Source organism: Mesorhizobium sp. LNJC405B00, assembly GCF_000502615.1.
GTDB lineage: Bacteria > Pseudomonadota > Alphaproteobacteria > Rhizobiales > Rhizobiaceae > Mesorhizobium.
Genome location: NZ_AYWC01000003.1, coordinates 97712 through 115363, shown reverse-complemented (window position 1 = coordinate 115363; position 17652 = coordinate 97712). Strand labels below are relative to the sequence as shown.

13 protein-coding genes are annotated in these 17652 nt (G+C 63.7%); 4 read left to right on the top strand and 9 right to left on the bottom strand.

The features are described from left to right. Positions 1-80: 80 nt before the first annotated feature. Both X756_RS158075 and X756_RS158080 read right to left on the bottom strand, forming a co-directional pair. A complete protein-coding gene (locus X756_RS158075; RefSeq protein ID WP_023729062.1) occupies positions 81-1376 on the bottom strand; it encodes a Mur ligase family protein in 1296 nt (431 codons plus the stop codon). Between the two features lie 179 nt (positions 1377-1555). Continuing rightward, positions 1556-2302: an SDR family oxidoreductase gene (locus tag X756_RS158080; RefSeq protein WP_031202922.1), complete on the bottom strand. Its 747-nt coding sequence runs from the start codon at positions 2300-2302 to the stop codon at positions 1556-1558. Positions 2303-2623: 321 nt separating this feature from the next. Here X756_RS158080 and zwf point away from each other — a divergent pair, with 321 nt between their 5' ends. The 3 genes from zwf (at position 2624) to edd (ending at position 6679) form a co-directional block, all read left to right on the top strand. After that, entirely contained in the window at positions 2624-4093 is a 1470-nt protein-coding gene (gene zwf, locus X756_RS158085) for a glucose-6-phosphate dehydrogenase (RefSeq protein WP_023669307.1), read from the top strand. Next, positions 4075-4791 (top strand): 6-phosphogluconolactonase, encoded by a 717-nt coding sequence (gene pgl, locus X756_RS158090; RefSeq protein WP_023669306.1) that lies wholly within the window; start codon positions 4075-4077, stop codon positions 4789-4791. Before zwf ends, pgl begins: the two co-directional genes overlap by 19 nt. A 64-nt stretch (positions 4792-4855) precedes the next feature. After that, positions 4856-6679, top strand: coding sequence for a phosphogluconate dehydratase (edd, locus tag X756_RS158095; RefSeq protein ID WP_023689335.1), 1824 nt, complete (start codon positions 4856-4858; stop codon positions 6677-6679). Between the two features lie 77 nt (positions 6680-6756). Here edd and X756_RS158100 read toward each other — a convergent pair whose 3' ends face one another. The 4 genes from X756_RS158100 to X756_RS158115 all read right to left on the bottom strand — a co-directional run bounded on the left by X756_RS158100 (position 6757) and on the right by X756_RS158115 (position 13127). Then, the gene (locus X756_RS158100) at positions 6757-8415 is read right to left on the bottom strand and encodes a VWA domain-containing protein (protein WP_023729061.1); all 1659 of its coding nucleotides are present in this window, start codon (positions 8413-8415) and stop codon (positions 6757-6759) included. A gap of 149 nt (positions 8416-8564) precedes the next feature. Continuing rightward, positions 8565-9563 carry a GlxA family transcriptional regulator gene (locus X756_RS158105; protein WP_032891834.1) on the bottom strand — a complete coding sequence of 333 codons (999 nt, stop codon included), beginning with the start codon at positions 9561-9563 and terminating at the stop codon, positions 8565-8567. 17 nt (positions 9564-9580) lie between these two features. Next, positions 9581-10480 (bottom strand): bifunctional methylenetetrahydrofolate dehydrogenase/methenyltetrahydrofolate cyclohydrolase FolD, encoded by a 900-nt coding sequence (folD, locus tag X756_RS158110; protein ID WP_023729060.1) that lies wholly within the window; start codon positions 10478-10480, stop codon positions 9581-9583. Between the two features lie 355 nt (positions 10481-10835). Next, a complete protein-coding gene (locus X756_RS158115; RefSeq protein ID WP_023729059.1) occupies positions 10836-13127 on the bottom strand; it encodes a GumC family protein in 2292 nt (763 codons plus the stop codon). A 198-nt stretch (positions 13128-13325) separates the two neighbouring features. On the opposite strand from X756_RS158115, the gene X756_RS158120 reads away from it, so the two are divergent. Beyond that, complete coding sequence (locus X756_RS158120; protein ID WP_023729058.1) at positions 13326-14621, top strand: lipopolysaccharide biosynthesis protein; 1296 nt, start codon at positions 13326-13328, stop codon at positions 14619-14621. On the opposite strand, the gene X756_RS158125 is transcribed toward X756_RS158120, so the two are convergent. Genes X756_RS158125 through X756_RS158135 form a run of 3 tightly spaced genes read right to left on the bottom strand, consistent with a single transcriptional unit; the run spans position 14618 to position 17501 of the window. Further along, positions 14618-15541 carry a DUF6492 family protein gene (locus X756_RS158125; RefSeq protein WP_023729057.1) on the bottom strand — a complete coding sequence of 308 codons (924 nt, stop codon included), beginning with the start codon at positions 15539-15541 and terminating at the stop codon, positions 14618-14620. The two genes, X756_RS158120 and X756_RS158125, sit on opposite strands and share 4 nt — an antisense overlap. Continuing rightward, positions 15538-16332 (bottom strand): WecB/TagA/CpsF family glycosyltransferase, encoded by a 795-nt coding sequence (locus X756_RS158130; RefSeq protein WP_023669298.1) that lies wholly within the window; start codon positions 16330-16332, stop codon positions 15538-15540. Before X756_RS158130 ends, X756_RS158125 begins: the two co-directional genes overlap by 4 nt. Beyond that, positions 16329-17501, bottom strand: a complete 1173-nt coding sequence (locus X756_RS158135) for a glycosyltransferase family 4 protein (RefSeq protein WP_023729056.1) — start codon at positions 17499-17501, stop codon at positions 16329-16331. Before X756_RS158135 ends, X756_RS158130 begins: the two co-directional genes overlap by 4 nt. Positions 17502-17652 lie beyond the last annotated feature (151 nt).

The following is a 17652-nucleotide window of genomic DNA, read 5'->3' as shown; positions in this document are numbered from 1 at the left end:
GCCAGCTTTTAGCCCAGCCTAATATGCGTCGTGCCAAGTTCCAGAGTCAAACGGGCGCTGGCGTGCTTCAGCCAAAGATTCTAGCGGCCGAGGAGCCGCAGCAGTCTGTGCTTGCGGCGCTTCGATTTTCTCTGCGCCACAAACTCACGGTGCTGCTCAAACGGCACTTCATAGAGGCCGCATTGCTCGCATCCCTCGGTCTTGCCGCATACCGAAACCCAGCACTGGACGTCGTGGGTCCAGGCAAGAGCGACACGCTCGAGGTGCAGATTGGACGAGCTCTTGAGCAGGATCAACTCGTCAGGCTGCGCGGTTTGGGCGATGTAGTCCGACACTTCCCTGGCCGTGCGCAATTCGATGAAGCGGCCGCTGTCGCGATCTGCCTGGTTCGCCTTGGAGCGATGGGCATGATCGCCGGCATAAATCACCTGGTCTGCAATCTCGCGCGCGCTGCTGTAGGCTTGGGCATATCTGTTATTCGAGCCGGAAAAATCCGATAGCTGGCCAAGAACGATACGTTTTCGCCCGAATGTCGATCCGGCTACCATGTCGAAGGCAAGGCTCAGCGAATGCCAGGGCGCCTTTGCGGCATCCACGATGAAGTGGGGGCCGCCCGCGGGGACGAGCACCTGGCCGCGATTTTCCAGAGGCTGGAACGTCGCGGTTCTGTCCTTGACCATCTGCGCAGGCACGCCCAGTTCAAGAGCGGATGCAACCGCCGCTGACGTCGGCAGCCAGAAATGCTGGCCGGGGAACGACGTCTCGATATCGAGCACACCGCCGCGCCAGTGGAGCGAGAACCGCAACGGCTTGGGATAGGCTGCCTCGATATCGCTGACGCGATAATCCGCCTGCTCCGATGTGCCGAATGTGACGGAACGGCAATAGCTCGCCGAGGCCATGCCCATCACAAGAGGGTCATCGGCATTGAGCATCGCGAAGCCGCCCGGCTCCAGCGCCGCGACTAGGGCGCTCTTTTCTCGAGCGACGTTTTCCACAGTCTTGAAACTGGCCCGATGCTCCAGCCGGACCATTGTGACAACAGCCACGTCGGGGCGAAGCAACTCGGCCATGGGCTTCATTGTATCCGGGCCGAATGCAGCAGCCTCGAAGACGACGTAGTCGGTTTTGCCGCCCTTTCCCATTCGCCTGGATAGGGTCGAGACCAACAGTTTCATAGTGTTGGCCAGAACCTGTGTGTGGACCGAACCCTGGCCAGCCAGGATGTGTCCAAGCAGGCTTCCCGCCGTCGTCTTGCCGGAGCTTCCGGTAACACCGATGAAAATTGCCTTGCTTCGCGCCCGCGCACGCTTGGCCAGGTAAAGCCGCAGCCGCCATCCCAGATCGTAGCGACTTTTCTGCTGCCTGATCTTCATCACCCGCCAACACTATCCACGATCCGTTATGCCTTTCGGGGGATCGAGAAGTCAAACTGGGGTCCGGCGTGACGACGTCAACTGTTCGTTCCTCGGCCGGCCGGCGCACCGATGCGAACTCTTGCCGACATTGCTCTGTCTGCCATGCATTGCGAACAGCGAGGTACTTCCCGAATTGCTCAAATGCAGCGGCCGCCGTCGACCTCCAGCGCCACACCGGTGATGAAGGCGGCTTCGTCCGACGCAAGCCAAAGCGCAGCGTTGGCGATATCGAGCGGCGTCGACAGACGGCCGAGCGGTATCGAGGCACGGAATTTCTCGCGGATCTCCGGCGTGTCAGTGCCCATGAATTTCTCCAGCATGCCGGTCTCGCCGGCGACCGGGCAAAGGCAGTTCACGCGGATGTTCTTGGGCGCGAGTTCGACCGCCATCGACTTGGTCGCGGTGATCGCCCAGCCCTTCGAGGCATTGTACCAGGTGAGCCCCGGCCGCGGCCGCAGACCGGCGGTCGAAGCCGTGGTCAGGATGACGCCGCCGCCCTGCCGCTCCATGATCGGCACCACGGCAAGTGCGGCGTGATAGATCGCCTTCATGTTGACTGAAGTGATCAGGTCGAAGGTCGCCTCGTCGACGTCGAGCATGTCGCCATTGCGGTGGGTGTAGCCGGCATTGTTGACCATGATATCGATGCGGCCGAAGGCGCTTTTTGCGGCATGGACCATCTCGTCGAATTCGGAACGCTGCGAAACGTCGGTCTGGGTCCAGATCGCGGCCTGGCCGATCTCTGCTGCAACGCGCTCCGCGCCCTTGGCGTTGAGGTCGGCGACGACGACCTTGGCGCCCTCTTCGGCAAAGCGCCTGGCCATGCCTTCGCCGAAACCTGACGCAGCACCCGTGATGACGGCAACCTTGTTTTCCAGACGCATGCTTTTTCCGCTCATTGAAGACCCACCTCGCAAGCGCATTTTCCTTTTTCTTTGATGCGTGTCTGTCTCCCAGAACCGCTTCGCACTTCTGGGCGACACGCATTAGTTTTCGTCACATTCCCGCTTTATGTTGCAGGCGCGAAAGCCCCGGGACCATCGCTTGACGAAAAGCCTCCGGCTGGCAGCCAGTGTCAAGGCACATTTGGAGCGAATCAATATGCAGTGATTTGGCCTCGATGTGACACCATGGCACTGGATAGTTTAAATCGATTAGATTATATCCTGCCGCGTCACAGCGAGCGGCGTCAAAGCGGACAGACCATGACCAGCCAGATCATTCCCGTCGAGCCTTTCGACTTCATCATTTTCGGTGGCACCGGCGACCTGTCGGAACGCAAGCTGCTGCCCTCGCTCTACCACCGCCAGCGCGACCACCAGTTTTCCGAGCCGACCCGCATCATCGGCACCTCGCGCTCCAAGATGAGCGACGAGGAATTCCAGGCTTTCGCCAAGCAGGCGATTTCCCAGCATGTTAAGCCGGCCGACATCGACGCCGAGGAACTCAAGACATTTCTTGCCCGGCTGTCCTACGTATCGGCCGACGCGACGACCGGTGCCGGCTTCGACAAGCTGAAAAAGGCGATCGGCGAAAGCGACCGCATCCGCGCTTTCTATCTGGCGGTGGCGCCGGCGCTGTTCGGCGACATCTCGCACCAGCTGAAAGCCCACAATCTCATCACGCCGAATTCACGCATCGTGCTGGAGAAGCCGATCGGCCGCGACCTCGATTCGGCGCGCAAGCTCAACGACGTGGTTGGAGACGACTTCCACGAAAGCCAGATCTTCCGCATCGACCACTATCTCGGAAAGGAGACGGTGCAGAACCTGATGGCGTTGCGCTTTGCCAACGCGCTCTATGAGCCGCTTTGGAATTCTGCCCATATCGACCATGTGCAGATCACGGTGGCCGAGACCGTCGGTCTTGAAGACCGCGTCACCTACTACGACAAGGCCGGCGCGCTGCGCGACATGGTGCAGAACCACATGCTGCAGCTGCTCTGCCTGGTTGCCATGGAGGCGCCATCGTCGATGGATGCCGATGCCGTGCGCGACGAGAAGCTGAAGGTGCTGCGGGCGCTGAAGCGCATCAACGGCAATGAGGCACCCAAGCACACCGTGCGCGGGCAGTACCGCGCCGGCGCCTCTGCAGGCGGCGCGGTGAAAGGCTATGTCGAGGAACTCGGCAAAGACAGCTCCACCGAGACCTTCGTCGCCATCAAGGCCGAGATCGGCAATTGGCGCTGGGCCGGCGTGCCGTTCTATCTCCGGACCGGCAAAAGGCTGGCGACCCGCGTTTCGGAAATCGTCATCGAGTTCAAGCCGATCCCGCATTCGATCTTCGGCGACAGCGCCGGGCCGATCTCAGCCAACCAACTGGTGATCCGGCTGCAGCCCGACGAAGGCGTCAAGCAGTTCATCATGATCAAGGATCCAGGCCCGGGCGGCATGCGGCTGCGCCAGATTCCGCTCGACATGAGCTTTGCAACATCTTTCGACGGTCGCGCGCCGGACGCCTATGAACGGCTGATCATGGATGTTATCCGGGGCAACCAGACGCTGTTCATGCGCCGCGACGAGGTCGAGGCGGCATGGAAGTGGATCGACCCGATCCAGAACGCCTGGGAAAGCGCCAGGCAGGAGGCGCAAGGCTATACGGCCGGCACATGGGGTCCCTCGGCCTCGATTGCGCTGATCGAACGCGACGGGCGGACATGGCACGAAAGCAATTGAGCGAGCCCGTCTATAACTGGAACGGCTTTGCCGGGCGCCAGGACCTGGCGGCAGCCCTTGCCGGCAATGTCGCGGCGCGCCTGACCAAGGCCATCGACGAGCGCGGCACGGCCCTGCTTGCCGTTTCCGGCGGCACCACGCCGGCAAAGTTCTTTGCAGCACTTTCGGCCATTCCGATCGCCTGGAACAAGGTGACGGTGACGCTGGTCGACGAACGGTTCGTGCCGGCCTCCTCGCCGCGCTCGAATGCGGGGCTGGTCGCGGCCAACCTGCTGCAGAACAAGGCGGCTGCCGCGCACTTCGTGCCGCTCTACCATGAGGCGGCAAGCATCGAGACCGCCGCGGCGGCCGACGATGCGGCGCTGAAGGCTCTGCCCTGGCCCCTCGATGTCGTCGTGCTCGGCATGGGCGGCGACGGCCACACCGCCTCGTTCTTTCCCGACGCCGAGAATCTCGGCGATTTGCTCGACCCGGCCTCATCAAGGATCGTGCTGCCGGTTCACGCGGCAAGCGCCGGCGAACCCCGGTTGACGCTGCCGCTGGCGCGGATCGTCGACGCCGGCTTCATCGCGCTGCATATAGAAGGCGAGGACAAGCGCACCGCCTTCGACGGTGCGATGGGACCGGGTGCGAAAAAGCCCATCCGCAAAGTGCTCGAAGCGGCACCCACCCCGGTAGAGGTGTTCTGGGCACCCTGATTTCACGCAAAGCAGTCCCGGCAGACGGTGGAGGACGTTCTTCCGGGGCTCGAAAGGACTGACCATGACAGCCAGACGCGACATCGAAGCCATCACGGAACGCATCCGCCAACGCTCGAAAGCCGGCCGCGAGCGCTATCTCGGCCGCATCGCCGAGGCCTCCAGCCGCACCGCCAACCGCAGCGTCCTGTCTTGCGGCAACCTCGCGCATGGCTTTGCCGTCTGCAGCCCGTCTGAAAAGCTGGCGCTCGGCGCCGACAAGGTGCCGAACCTCGGCATCATCACCTCCTACAATGACATGCTGTCGGCGCATCAGCCCTTCGAAACCTTCCCGGCGCTGATCAAGGAAGCCGCGAAGGAAGTTGGCGGCATCGCGCAAGTGGCCGGCGGCGTGCCCGCCATGTGCGACGGCGTGACCCAGGGACAGCCCGGCATGGAGCTGTCGCTGTTTTCGCGCGACGTCATCGCCATGTCGGCGGCGATCGGCCTGTCGCACAACATGTTCGACGCCGCCGTCTATCTCGGCGTCTGCGACAAGATCGTGCCGGGGCTGGTGATTGCAGCCCTCACCTTCGGCCATCTGCCGGCGGTGTTCGTGCCGGCCGGGCCGATGACGACGGGCCTGCCCAATGACGAGAAGGCCAAGGTTCGCCAGCTCTATGCCGAGGGCAAGGCCGGACGCGCAGAACTGCTCGAAGCGGAGTCCAAATCCTATCACGGGCCGGGCACCTGCACCTTCTATGGCACCGCCAATTCCAACCAGATGCTGATGGAGATCATGGGCCTGCATACGCCCGGCGCGTCCTTCGTCAATCCAGGCACGCCGCTGCGCGACGCGCTGACGCGCGAGGCGACCAGGCGAGCCCTGGCGATCACCGCGCTCGGCAACGCCTACACGCCGGTAGGCCGCATGATCGACGAGCGCTCTTTCGTCAATGGCGTCGTCGGCCTGCACGCCACCGGCGGCTCTACCAACCACACCATCCATCTCATCGCCATGGCCGCGGCGGCCGGCATCACGCTTACCTGGCAGGACATTTCCGACCTGTCGGAAGCGGTGCCGCTTCTCGCGCGCGTCTATCCGAACGGGCTTGCCGACGTGAACCATTTCCATGCCGCCGGCGGGCTCGGCTTCCTGATCCGCGAATTGCTCGACGAAGGCATCCTGCATGAGGATGTGCAGACGGTATGGGGCGAAGGCCTGAGGCCCTATGCGGTCGAGGCCCGGCTCGGCGAAGATGGCGGCGTCGTGCGTGAAGCCTCGCCGCTGCAGAGCGGCGACGAGAAGGTGCTGGCGCCGTTCAAGAAGGCCTTCCAGCCGACCGGCGGCCTGAAAGTGCTCGCCGGCAATCTCGGCCACGCCGTCATCAAGACGTCCGCCGTGAAGCCGGAACGCCGCGTCATCGAGGCGCCGGCCAAGGTGTTCGACAGCCAGCAGGGACTGAACGAAGCCTTCAAGGCCGGCACGCTGACCGGCGACTTCATCGCCGTCATCCGCTTCCAGGGCCCGAAGGCAAACGGCATGCCGGAACTGCACAAGCTGACCACCGTGCTCGGCATCCTGCAGGATCGTGGCCAGCGCGTCGCGCTGGTCACGGACGGGCGCATGTCTGGCGCTTCCGGCAAGGTGCCGGCGGCGATCCATGTAACGCCGGAAGCGGTCGAGGAAGGGCCGATCGCCAGGATCCATGACGGCGACATCATCCGGCTCGACGCCGATGCCGGCACGCTGGAAGTGCTGGTGCCGGGGCCCGAGCTCGCGCTGCGCCGCACGGCCGACATCGATCTCATCGGCAACGAGTTCGGTTTCGGCCGCGAGCTGTTCGCTGGTTTCCGCCAGTTGGTCGGCCGCGCCGACCACGGCGCCAGTGCTTTCGGCACGGCTTGAGGCATAATTGCCTATTTTGTAAAAAGGGCGGCTCGAGCTCGGTTTGAGGCCGCCCTTTGGTGAGGGATGGATGGCGATTACGGCTGAACCGTAATCTCGCTCCGTTCGCCGGCCTTGACCGTCACCGGCATTTCCTTGTCATGGCCTTGATCGGGCATGTGGCGGAGGACGACATAGTCGCCGGCCGGGATAGTCTGCTGCCAGGTGTCGCCATAGTTCAGGCCGAGCGCCTTGCGGTTGCCCTGGATATCCTTCTTCGACGACAGCACCTCGATCGAATAGGCGCCCGGCGCCGACATCACCAGCACGCCCGAATCCAGCGTCACCTTGACGTCCTGATTGTCGCCAACCTTGACGCTGAAAGGCTGCTCGACGGTTGCGAGCTCAAGCGAGGTGACCGCGACATAGTCGTCCGGCGGCAGCCAGAACTTGCTGTCGGGCCCATAGGAGTGGGCGACATCGTCACGCGAGCCGTCGATCTTTTTCTTGGCCTTGACGATCTGGACGCTGATGCCCGAGGAGTCGGCCTTGTCGCCACCTGCAGTGTAGTAGGCGTTGACGGCGGCATGGCCGACGCCGACGACTATGTCTTTTTCCACAGTCTGCCCGGCGGCGAGCTGGATGTTCTCGGTCACCGAGCCGCTGCCGATCGCAACCGTCACCTTCTGCTCACCAGCCGGCACGATGATCCTGATGTCGCCATAGTGGGTGGTGCTGCCGCCCGGGAAGGCGAAGTCGACATGGGCTTCGTCACTGATCTCGGCGCCCTGGCTTGGCTTCGGATGGATGAGCATGGTGCCGGCGTTCAAGGTGAAGAGCGGCTTGTAGACCTGGCCCGCCTCGATCTTGACCTTCTGTTCCGCCCGAGCTTCGTCGGCGCGCGCGACGACGACATAGTCGCCCGGCTCGAGATTGGCCTCGTAGTTGTTGTACTGGGTGGTGACGGCCTCGCCGCGCGTGCCATCGGCCTTGGCCTTGTAGACCTCCCAGGCATTGCCGTCGGTGATCGGATCGCCGCCTTCCGCCATGACCACGCTCGGGATGAAATTGAATTCGGGCTTTGCCGGTTCAGGGGCAGGCGCCGGAGCGGGTTCGGGTGCCGGCGCCGGAGCCGGCGCGGCGACGGTTTCGACCAGTGCTTCCTGCAGCGCCTTCTCGTCCGAGGCCTGGATATATTTGCCGCCGGTGTTGTCGGCAAGGCAGGCGATCTGCTTGCCCTCGTCAGCGGTCAGGCCGAAGCCGACGACGTCGACGGTGAAATCGACGCCTGAGGCCTCCAGTTCCTTGCCCAGCGCGCACGGGTCACCTTCGCAGGTTTCAAGCCCATCGGTGATGAGGACCACGGTCGCCTTGTCCTCGGTGTATTTCAGGGCTTCGGCCGCCTGCTTGACGGCTGCGGTCAGCGGCGTCTTGCCGAGGAATTTCAGGCTGTCGGCAGCGGCCGAAATGGCGCTAGCCGAGCCGGCTTGCGGCGGCACGATCAGTTCGATGTCGTCGCAGCTGCCCTTTTCGCGGTGGCCATAGGCCATGAAGCCGATCTCGTCGTCGCCCGGGACCGACTGCAGTACGGTCCTCAGCGATTCGCGCGCGATCTCGAGCTTCGGCTTGCCGTCGATCTGGGCCCACATCGAGCCTGAAGCGTCAAGAATGATGATAACCTTGTTGGCGGCAAAGCCGAGCGAAGTCATCGACAAAAGGAGCAGCGCCGCAGCGACGCTCCGCAAAAGTCCCGCCATGGAAATCTCCTTGAGACCGCCCTCTGATCCGCGCCGGAAGCTATTTGACGGCGCGTCCGGGCACAAGCCCCGGAGCGGGTCACGAACGGTTGCCGTGTAACAGGATCGGCGCCGGCCGAGGCCTGTTCCGAGGCCGGCTCAGCACCGCGTCAGTACGTGGTGCGCCGCTCTTCGGAAGGCGGACGGCCGAACTGCAGCCGATAGCTCTGCGCGAAATAGGAGTGCGAGGTAAAGCCGGTGGCAATGGCCACGTCGAGGATCGGCATGTTGGTCTGGCGCAGCAGTTCGCGCGCCCGCTCAAGCCTGAGCCGCATGTAGTAACGACCGGGCGTGACGCTCAAATGGCGCAGGAACAAGCGCTCGACCTGGCGCACCGACAGGCCCGCCGATTTGGCAAGCTGCACGGCTGATAGCGGCTCGTCGAGATGGTCGGCCATCAGTTCGACGATGCGCCTTAGCTTCTCCGACTTGCCGGTCAGGTCGCGCTCCGGCCCGACGCGCTGGCGGTCGCCGGCGGAGCGGATGCGCTCATGCTGGAACTGGTTGGCAACGCCGTTGGCGAGGTTCGAGCCGAAGTCGCCACGCACGATCTCCAGCATCAGGTCGATCGAGGTCGTGCCACCGGCGCAGGTGTAGCGCTTGCGGTCGATCTCGAAGACGTTGCCGGTGCAGTTGATGTCGGGAAAGCGCTCGACGAAGCCGGCCCGGTTTTCCCAATGAATGGTGCAGCGATAGCCTTCGAGCTGGCCGGCTTCGGCCAGGAGGTAAGAGCCGACCGACAACGCGCCGAGCGCATTGCCGCGCCGGCCCCAGCTGCGCAGCGCCGCCAGCACCTTGCTCTTGCCGGGGAACTCGACCGACAGGCCCACCGACACGAACAGGATATCGACGGGCGGCAAATCGGCGACGGCATAGTCGATCTTGAGCGGCAGGCCGTTGGAGGCCATGACGGGATCGCCGTCGGCCGAGACCGTCGTCCAGCCATAGAAATCGCGGCCGAGCAGGCGGTTGGCCGAGCGGAAGGTATCGATCGCCGCTGCCAGCGAAAACATCGAAAACTTGTCGACCAGCAGGAACGCGAATTGCCGGCCCCCTTGAACGGGATCATCCACGACCGGCCGTTCAGAGGGTACAGTAAGGTTCGGCAAAGAAGCTGCTTTCTGGGTCAGAAGGAAGGCCGCTTCAAGCCGGCCGCAAGGTAGGCTGAGGCTAACGTATTGGCCATCAGCATGGCAATGGTCATCGGTCCGACACCGCCGGGCACGGGGGTGATGGCGCCGGCGGCCTTGGCCGCTTCGACATAGGCTACATCGCCGACGAGGCGGGTTTTGCCTTCACCCTTCTCGGGTGCGGCAATGCGGTTGATCCCGACATCGATCACGGTGGCGCCGGGCTTGACCCAGTCGCCCTTGATCATTTCGGGCCGGCCGACGGCGGCAACCAGAATGTCGGCTGTGCGGGCCAGTGCCGGCAGATCCTTGGTGCGGCTGTGGGCGATGGTGACGGTGCAGTTGGCGGCAAGCAACAGATTTGCCATCGGCTTGCCGACGATGTTGGAGCGGCCGACGACGACCGCGTTGAGGCCGGAAAGATCCTTGCCGCGCACGCGTTCGATCAAAAGCATGGAGCCGGCCGGCGTGCAGGGCACGAAGGCTGTTTCGAGTTCGCCGGTGCCGAGCTTGCCGACATTGATGAAATGAAAGCCGTCGACATCCTTTTGCGGTGCGATGGCCTGGATGATCTTGCCGGCATCGATATGGGCGGGAAGCGGCAGCTGCACCAGAATGCCGTTGATGGCCGGATCGGCGTTGAGTTCGCCGATGATCTTCAGCAGTGCCGCTTCGGACGTGTCGGCCGGCAGCGTGTGCTGCAGCGAATGAAAGCCGCATTCCTTGGCGGTGCGCGACTTCGACGCGACATAGACCTGGCTTGCCGGATCCTCGCCGACGATGACCACCGCTAAGCCGGGCTGGGCCTTTCCCTTGGCGACCAGGTCCTCGGTCAAGGCCTTGACCTTCTGAACCACGTCTGCGGCGACGATCTTTCCGTCAATCACTTCGGCCATGAACCATCCTCGACATCATTCCAGCCAAGGCGCGGCGCGCGCCTTGAACGTTGCTTCGTGCATGTCGTTGTTCCAAACGTTCCGCCCATTCGGGTAAAGCCCGACGGCAGCGCTTTTTGGGCGCCATGCTGCGCGGCATTGTCACGAAATTTGGCCTAAGCAATCCCGTCAAAGCGCCGTCACATGCCGTAAACTCGAAACCGGCAGCTTTTATTCTGTGCTGACGGGCTCAGAGCGACTCATCCTTTCACGGAAAGGCTGAACCGCTCTATTTCTTGTTTTGACGCAATTCCCAAGGGAAAGCGCGCTACGCGCTTTTCCCGGGAAAACCGTTTCACACTTTTCCTGGAATTGCTCAGAAATAGCGGCGGTGCGAACGGCTTTCGGTGAGTTCGCGCACCGCTTCGCGAAATTCGCGCAGGCTGGCGCGGATATCGTCGATTTGCGCCTGCTGGTCTTCCGGCGCCGCCCCAGCGGGCTGCGGAGAAGACCACGGCCCGGACGCCGCGGGCATCGGCTGAGCCTGCGAATAGGCATAGTCAGCCGGCTGACGAGGCTGCGCGTAGCCAGGCTGCTGCGCAGGGGGATTGGCGTGCGGAACCTCGTTCCGGAAGTCCGGCTGGCGATAGCCCACAGGCTCCTGCACCGGCCTTATATATTCGGCGGCTGGTTGGGCGCGGTAGGTCTCGACGGGCCAATCGCCTGACGTCCCGCTACCCGGCGTGGCTTTGCGCATCGCCGAGAACAGTCCGCCGAACAGACCCGGGCTGCGGGCGGGAGCGGTCTCGACCGGCAACACCGGAGGTGCTGCCGGCGGCGGCGGCGCAGGCAGCGGCGCGCGATAGACCTTGTCCTCGACCGGAGGGCGGCGCTCGTCCATTCTGCCGCGCGAACGCGAATTGGCAGCGCCGCGCAGGCTGGCAAAGGCGCCGCGCATGGCGCCGACACCGATGCCCGAAGCAAGCCCGAGCAGCAGGCCGGCCATCGCTATTACAGCCCGCGACGGTCCGTTGGGTTCGAGCGGCGGTTGCGCGGGGGTCATCAGATTGATGTTGGTGGTGTTGATGTTTTGCTGTTCGCCGGTCTCCTTGGCGCGCAGAAGGTACTGTTCGTAGACGGAGCGTTTGGCCGTGGCATCACGCTCCAGTTCGCGCAGGCTGACCAGATCGCTGTTGACGTCGCCGCTCTGGACCTTTGCCTGAGCCAGGCGGGAAGCGAGATCCTGCTCAAGCTGGACCGAGCGCTTCAAGTCGACCTGCAGCGACGAGGCGATGCGGCGCAGTTCGCCTGCGATGCGCTCGCGCGAGCCGTCGAGCTGGGCACTGAGCGCCTGGTATTCGGGATGACGCGGTCCCAGACGCACGGCGGCGCGGTCGGCCTCCTGCTTCAAAACTGCATATTGCGCGCGCAGTTCGCTCATCGTGTTGGAATTGATTTCTTCCGGCAAGGTGCCGTTGATGACCGAATTGACGTCCAGCGAACGCGCCGACGCGGCCCGGGCATTGAGTTCCAGCGTACGGGCTCGGGTGACTGAGAGCTGCTCGTTGAGCTTCAGCATCTGGTCGTCGCTGATCAGATGGCCCTGCGCGTCGACGAGATCATGCGTGGCCCTGAAATCCTCGACCTTGCGCTCCGCTGTCTCGACATTCTTGCGCAGGTCATCGAGCTTGGCGGTCAGCTGGTCCGTCGCGCGCCCGGCCATCCCGAACTGGTATTGGGCCGCCTCCTGCTGGAAAACGTCCCTGGTCCTATTGGCTATCTCCGCCGATTTGTCGGCGCTTTGAGTGGTGGCGCTGATGGAAACGACAAAGCTCTTGCCGCTGCGCTCAACCGACAGGCTCTTGGCCAGATTGCCGACCGCCAGCGCCTGGCGGCGCACTTCACCGCCGCCGCCAGGGCCATCCTGGCGCGACAGTATCGACCGAATGAGCGACAGGACGCCAAGGCCGCCAGAGCCCTGTCCGTTGAATTCCGGATCGTCGACGAGATTGAGATCGGCCACGACCTTGTCGAGGACCTTGCCGGATGTCACCATCTTGATGCGGGTTTCGACAACAGCCAGCGCCGCATCGGGCTGCCCGACCGGTTGGGTGAGATCGTTGTCGGAAAGCTTCAGGTCGCCTGGCTCGATGACCATCTGTGTGGTGGCTTCGTATTTCTTCGGTGTCGAAACGGCGACGGCGACGCCGAGCACAGTCCCCAATATCGTCGCCGAGACGATCAGCAACTTGGAACGACTAATGCCGCGGACGACCTGGAGCGGATCGATCAGCGGTTTCCATTCCTGCCCGTCATCGTCGTCGCGGTCCGGTCGCTGCTCGTGGAAAGAGCGGGGCTCATAGGCGGCGTGCTGCTGACCCCGGCCGGAAACAGGCTCCTCACGCGCGCTGGCGGCCGAAACGGGTTCGCCGTCGGCCTGGAACTGCGGCGGCTCGGGCGGTGACGTTGGCGCCGGATTCGACCGCGCCTCGCGTTGCGAGCGGGCTATGCGGTGACGCGTGGCGGCATCCTCGCGCCATGACGGATCCACCCGGTCACCGATCGAGACCGCCGACGCATCCGCCGCCTCATCGCCGCGCACGGCTTTGCCGAGCGCCAGGAGGGAGCGCTCGCGCCTCCAGTCTTCACGGTTTTCCCTGTCGACCATTGTCTCGAAACTTTACCTTCGACGGCGCGGGAGCGGCGGTCGGCCAATCGTTAAGTCACGCTAAACAGGCATGGGAAACAAAAGGTTAATTTCCGAAGTCTGCAAGTGAAAGTTTCTCGCTTCGCCACGCATTGCCGGGATCTGTAAAATGGCGTCAGAACCGCACGTTAAGCTTTCCGGCTTACGGCTTTCCTCGATATGACGCAGGCCAGCGACATACCGCAAAGGCGGACACTCGCCCGCATCGGCACCTTCCTCGCCGAAAGACGGGGGCTGTTTCGCGACTATCTTTCAGCCATCAGCGGCGCCGGCGGGCGGCTGGTGTTCTCGCTTGCCTATTTCATCGCACTTGCCAACACGCTGTCGATTGCCGAGTTCGGCATGTTCGCCACCGCCTCGGCGGCCGGCGTCATGCTGTCGCGCATCCTCGCTTTCGGCTTCATCTCGGCGCTTTACCGCACAGCCACCATCCGCCCCAATCTGATCGGCACCTTCACCGCCGGCTTCCTTTTGCTTGGCGCCGTGTCCTTACCACTGCTGGCGGCGGCCTCGTGGGGCGTCTACCTGATCTTCTTCGCCAGCACCGTTCCGCTGGCCGTCTTTGCCGCAATCGTCTTTGCAGAGGCGCTTTTGTGGCGGCCGGTCGAGGTGGTGCTGATCGTCAACAACGGGCTCGGCAAATTCGGCCGCGCCGCCGTGCTGTCGATCGTGGCCACGGCGTTCCGCGCGCTGGGCGCCGTGCTGTTCATGCTATCGGGCCAGCACAGCGTCTGGATCTGGTCGTTGTTCTACATCGGCGCCAACGCCGCCTCGCTGCTGCTGGCCTTCGGCTTCTATTATCCACGCCAGCGGCTGAGGCTGCGCACCGAGCTCTATCTCAGGCGGCTTGCCGATTCGATCTATGTTGCAGGAGCCGAAGTGCTGTTCTACCTGCAGTCGGAATTCGACAAGCTGCTCGTGCTGGCGATCGGCGGGCCGCATCTGGCCGGTATCTATGCCATCATCATGCGGCTGGTCGACCTGACGGCAATACCGATCCGCACCTTCTCGATGATGTTGGTGCAGAAGATGATGCGGGCGCCGGAGCTGTTGTCGCGACTGCGGGTCAAGAGCGGTATCGAAGCCGGCGTGTTCCTGGTGTCGACATTGGCGCTGGCCGCACTCGGCATCGTGCTGCATTTCTTCCCCAATGCACTTGGCCGGAATGTCGCCGAGGCGGCGCCCTTGGTGGCGTTGGCAATCGGCGTGCCGGGACTGCGCAACCTGGTCGAATACCAGGCCGAGCTGCTGTTCGCGCGCGGCCAGACCGCGCTCAGGGCGCTCAACCTCGGCCTGCTGGCGGGGCTGAAGGCGGTGCTGTTGACCTATGTGCTGACCACGATTGCCGACACGCCCAGGCTTGTCGTATCGCTCAATGTCGTCTTCCTGCTGCTCTATCTCGCCTCGGCGCTGCTGACCTATTCGGCGCTGCGCAAGCCCGCCAAGGCAGTCTAAGCCAATCCGATCAAGCGGCGGATGCGGCCGATATCGGTGCCGATGAAGGATTGCATGCCGATCGCCACCTGCCCCGGTGCCATGGCAGCGACGAAGCTGCGGAATTCGTCATCCGACAGCGCCTCGCCGGTCCAGTGCACGCGGCAGAATTCCTCCGAGCCGTGGAAATGGCCAGCGCCCTTCAGCACATCGTCGACATAGCGGCCATAGATCATGCATTCGGAGAACCGGCGCACTGAAGCGATGACCTCGACCCAGCCGCGCGCGTGCACCTTCTCGATCTCGGCGCACATCGCCGTAACGGTCTGACGGCGCCAGGCGATCAGCGTCGAAATATAGTCGTGGTTCGAAACCTCGGATGCATCGATACCAATCGCCGAGGCCGCATTGCGCGACCAGATGCGATGCTCGTCGTGACCGTCGCTCGACAGCACGCCGTCGCGCCGGAACAGCCGCACCTTGCCGTCGCGCCAGAAGGCGCTCAGATCGAATGGCTTGAGGAAGGCGACGTCGGAATCACAGAAGACCAGCACGTCTTCTCCAGCATGCGCAGCGATGGCGATGCGGCGCAGCTGCTGCACATGCCAGCCGCGCAGCGGCTGGGTCTTGAGACTGAGCCAGATGCGACGGCGAAAGAGGCTCATCGGATCGTCGAACACACGCAACCAGCGCGGTAGCAGGTCGCGCTCGTCGACAACGCTGCGGCGGTCGTTTTCCAACTGGCGAAACAGCGCCACGTCGCGGTGCTCGACCAGAATGTAATGATGCGCCACGCCGGAGACATGGCGGTCGAGGGTCTCGCACAACAGGCGGCAGCGTTCGAAATCCGGCGCATAGCTGGCGGTCACCACCGCCGCCGTCGGCGTTTGCGGCAGGGCACCGGTCTCGGCTGCAGGGCTCGGCACGACGCGGCTGTTCACCGCAACTCTCCGGCGGGCTCGGGCCGACGCGAGAATTTCTGCCTGACGACACGCAGCAGGAACACCGGATTGCCGACGACGTAGCGGCGCCACAGCCGGCCGGGCTCGATGCACAGACGGAACAACCATTCGAGCCTCAGCTGGCGCATCCACAGAGGAGCCCGCGGCACCGTGCCGGAGAGAAAATCGAGCAGCGCGCCGACGGCGATCGGCAGCGTGCAGTGGCGGGCATCGATATGACGGGCGATCCACAATTCCTGGCGCGGCACGCCCATGGCCACAAGCAGCACGTCGGGCCGCAATGCCTCGATGCGATCGACGATCGCCTGCTCTTCGGCGGGGGAGAAATAGCCGTCATGGATGACGACGAATTCGTGCTGCACCGCCAGCGCGGCCAGCCTGACCGACGCCGCCTCGGCGTTGGCGCGGGTGGCGCCAAGCAACCCGACGGTCAGCGGCCTCGCCGATGCCTGCAGAAAGGCCGGAATGAGATCAGTGCCGTTGAGATTGTCCGGGAACGGCGCGCCGTAGAGCAGCTTTGCCGCCAGATCGACGCCAACGCCGTCAGGCAGGATGAGGAAATCGTCGAGCGCCTCGGCAAAGACCGGATCGGTAGAGGCGATGTTGGCGTTGTGAGCGTTGAGAAAACTGACCTTGGTAAAGCGCCGCTCGGCAATCAGACGAGCGAGCAGCGCGATCGCGTCATCCCAGCCGATGGCAAGGACCGAAATGCCAAGGATCGTCTTCAGCGTATCGAGCCCGAAGGCGGCGCGGGCGGTGTGCATGTTCATGCAAACACCTCCTCCCCCACCGGCCCAAGCTTTTCCAGGCCGAGCCTGATGGCGGCATCCAGTGCCTTGATCTGCCGGCGATGGAAGGCGCTGCCATTGACATCCCTGACATCGGCCGCAGCTGCCTCCAGCGCGCCGGCGAAGGCGGCCGGATCGTCGGTGATGAAACAATTTGCCGGGCGATGATCGATGCCGCGCAGCGAACGGCTGGTGGCGACCGACGGCAGGCCGAGTTCGAAGGTTTCGATGGTCTTGAGCTGAACGCCGCTGCCCGCGGTGCTGATCAGTGGAATGACGGCGGCGCCGCGCACGAAATCCTGGGCGTGGGGCACGCGGCCGACAAATTCGACACCGGGATGGGCAGAGGTGATATCCGACGGCATGTTGCCGGCGACCCTGACGCGAAAACTCCGGCGAAGATGCGGCACGACCTTTTCCAGGAACCAGTCGAGGCCGATGCGGTTCGGCTGCCAGGTCCAGGTGCCGATCAGCGCCGCGTCGCAATCGATACGGCGCGGCTTGACCGGCTTTGGCGCCGTGGCAGTGGTCACCAGCGGCAGCACCGCCGAGCGGTCGTCGCTGGCAACGCCGAGTGCGGCGCGGTCTTCCTCGGCCAGCGTGAAGACGAAGCGAGCCCGGCGGCAGAGCCGCTCCTCCATGGTCTTGAGCAGCCTGGCCTCGCGGGTAAACAGCAGGCGCTGGAAGCGACTGTTTGCTGCCGCCGCATTCTCTTTGGCCGAACCATGTTCGACATTGTGGGCGACGAAAATCGAGGGACGGTCGGCGAACAGTTTTTCGAAGGCGCCGGCAAACTGCACGGAATTCAGGACATAACCGTCGAAGGGACCGGCGCGCTCGATCGCGGCACGGACTTCGCTGTCGGAAACCGCGCGCAGCTTCACGGAAGCGAAGGTGAGCCCTGACAGCACCGCCTTGCCAAGCCAGGCGAGCTTCTGCCGCGCCGAGGCGCTTTCCGTGCGCACGTCGACGGCGCCGAGCACGATGGTGTTTTCGGGGTCGCTGGGCGCCTTGCCCGGCCAGATGAAGCCGATGACGGTGACGCGCACGCCGGCGCGCCGCAAGGCGGCGATGATCGCAGCATTGGCGATCTCATAGCCCGAAGCGAGAGCGCCGTCGGGCACGATCGATGTGGCGAACAGCAGATGCATCTCACCTATCCAGGCGTCAGCCACTAGCAAAGCTGGGTGAACCCTTGATTAAATCACGCAACGCAACGGCTGAAAGGCGCGGACCGGCAGGCGCCGCTGCGAAAGGTGATTAACGAAACGTTATCGTCGCGGTGTTATCGAAAGCCAGATT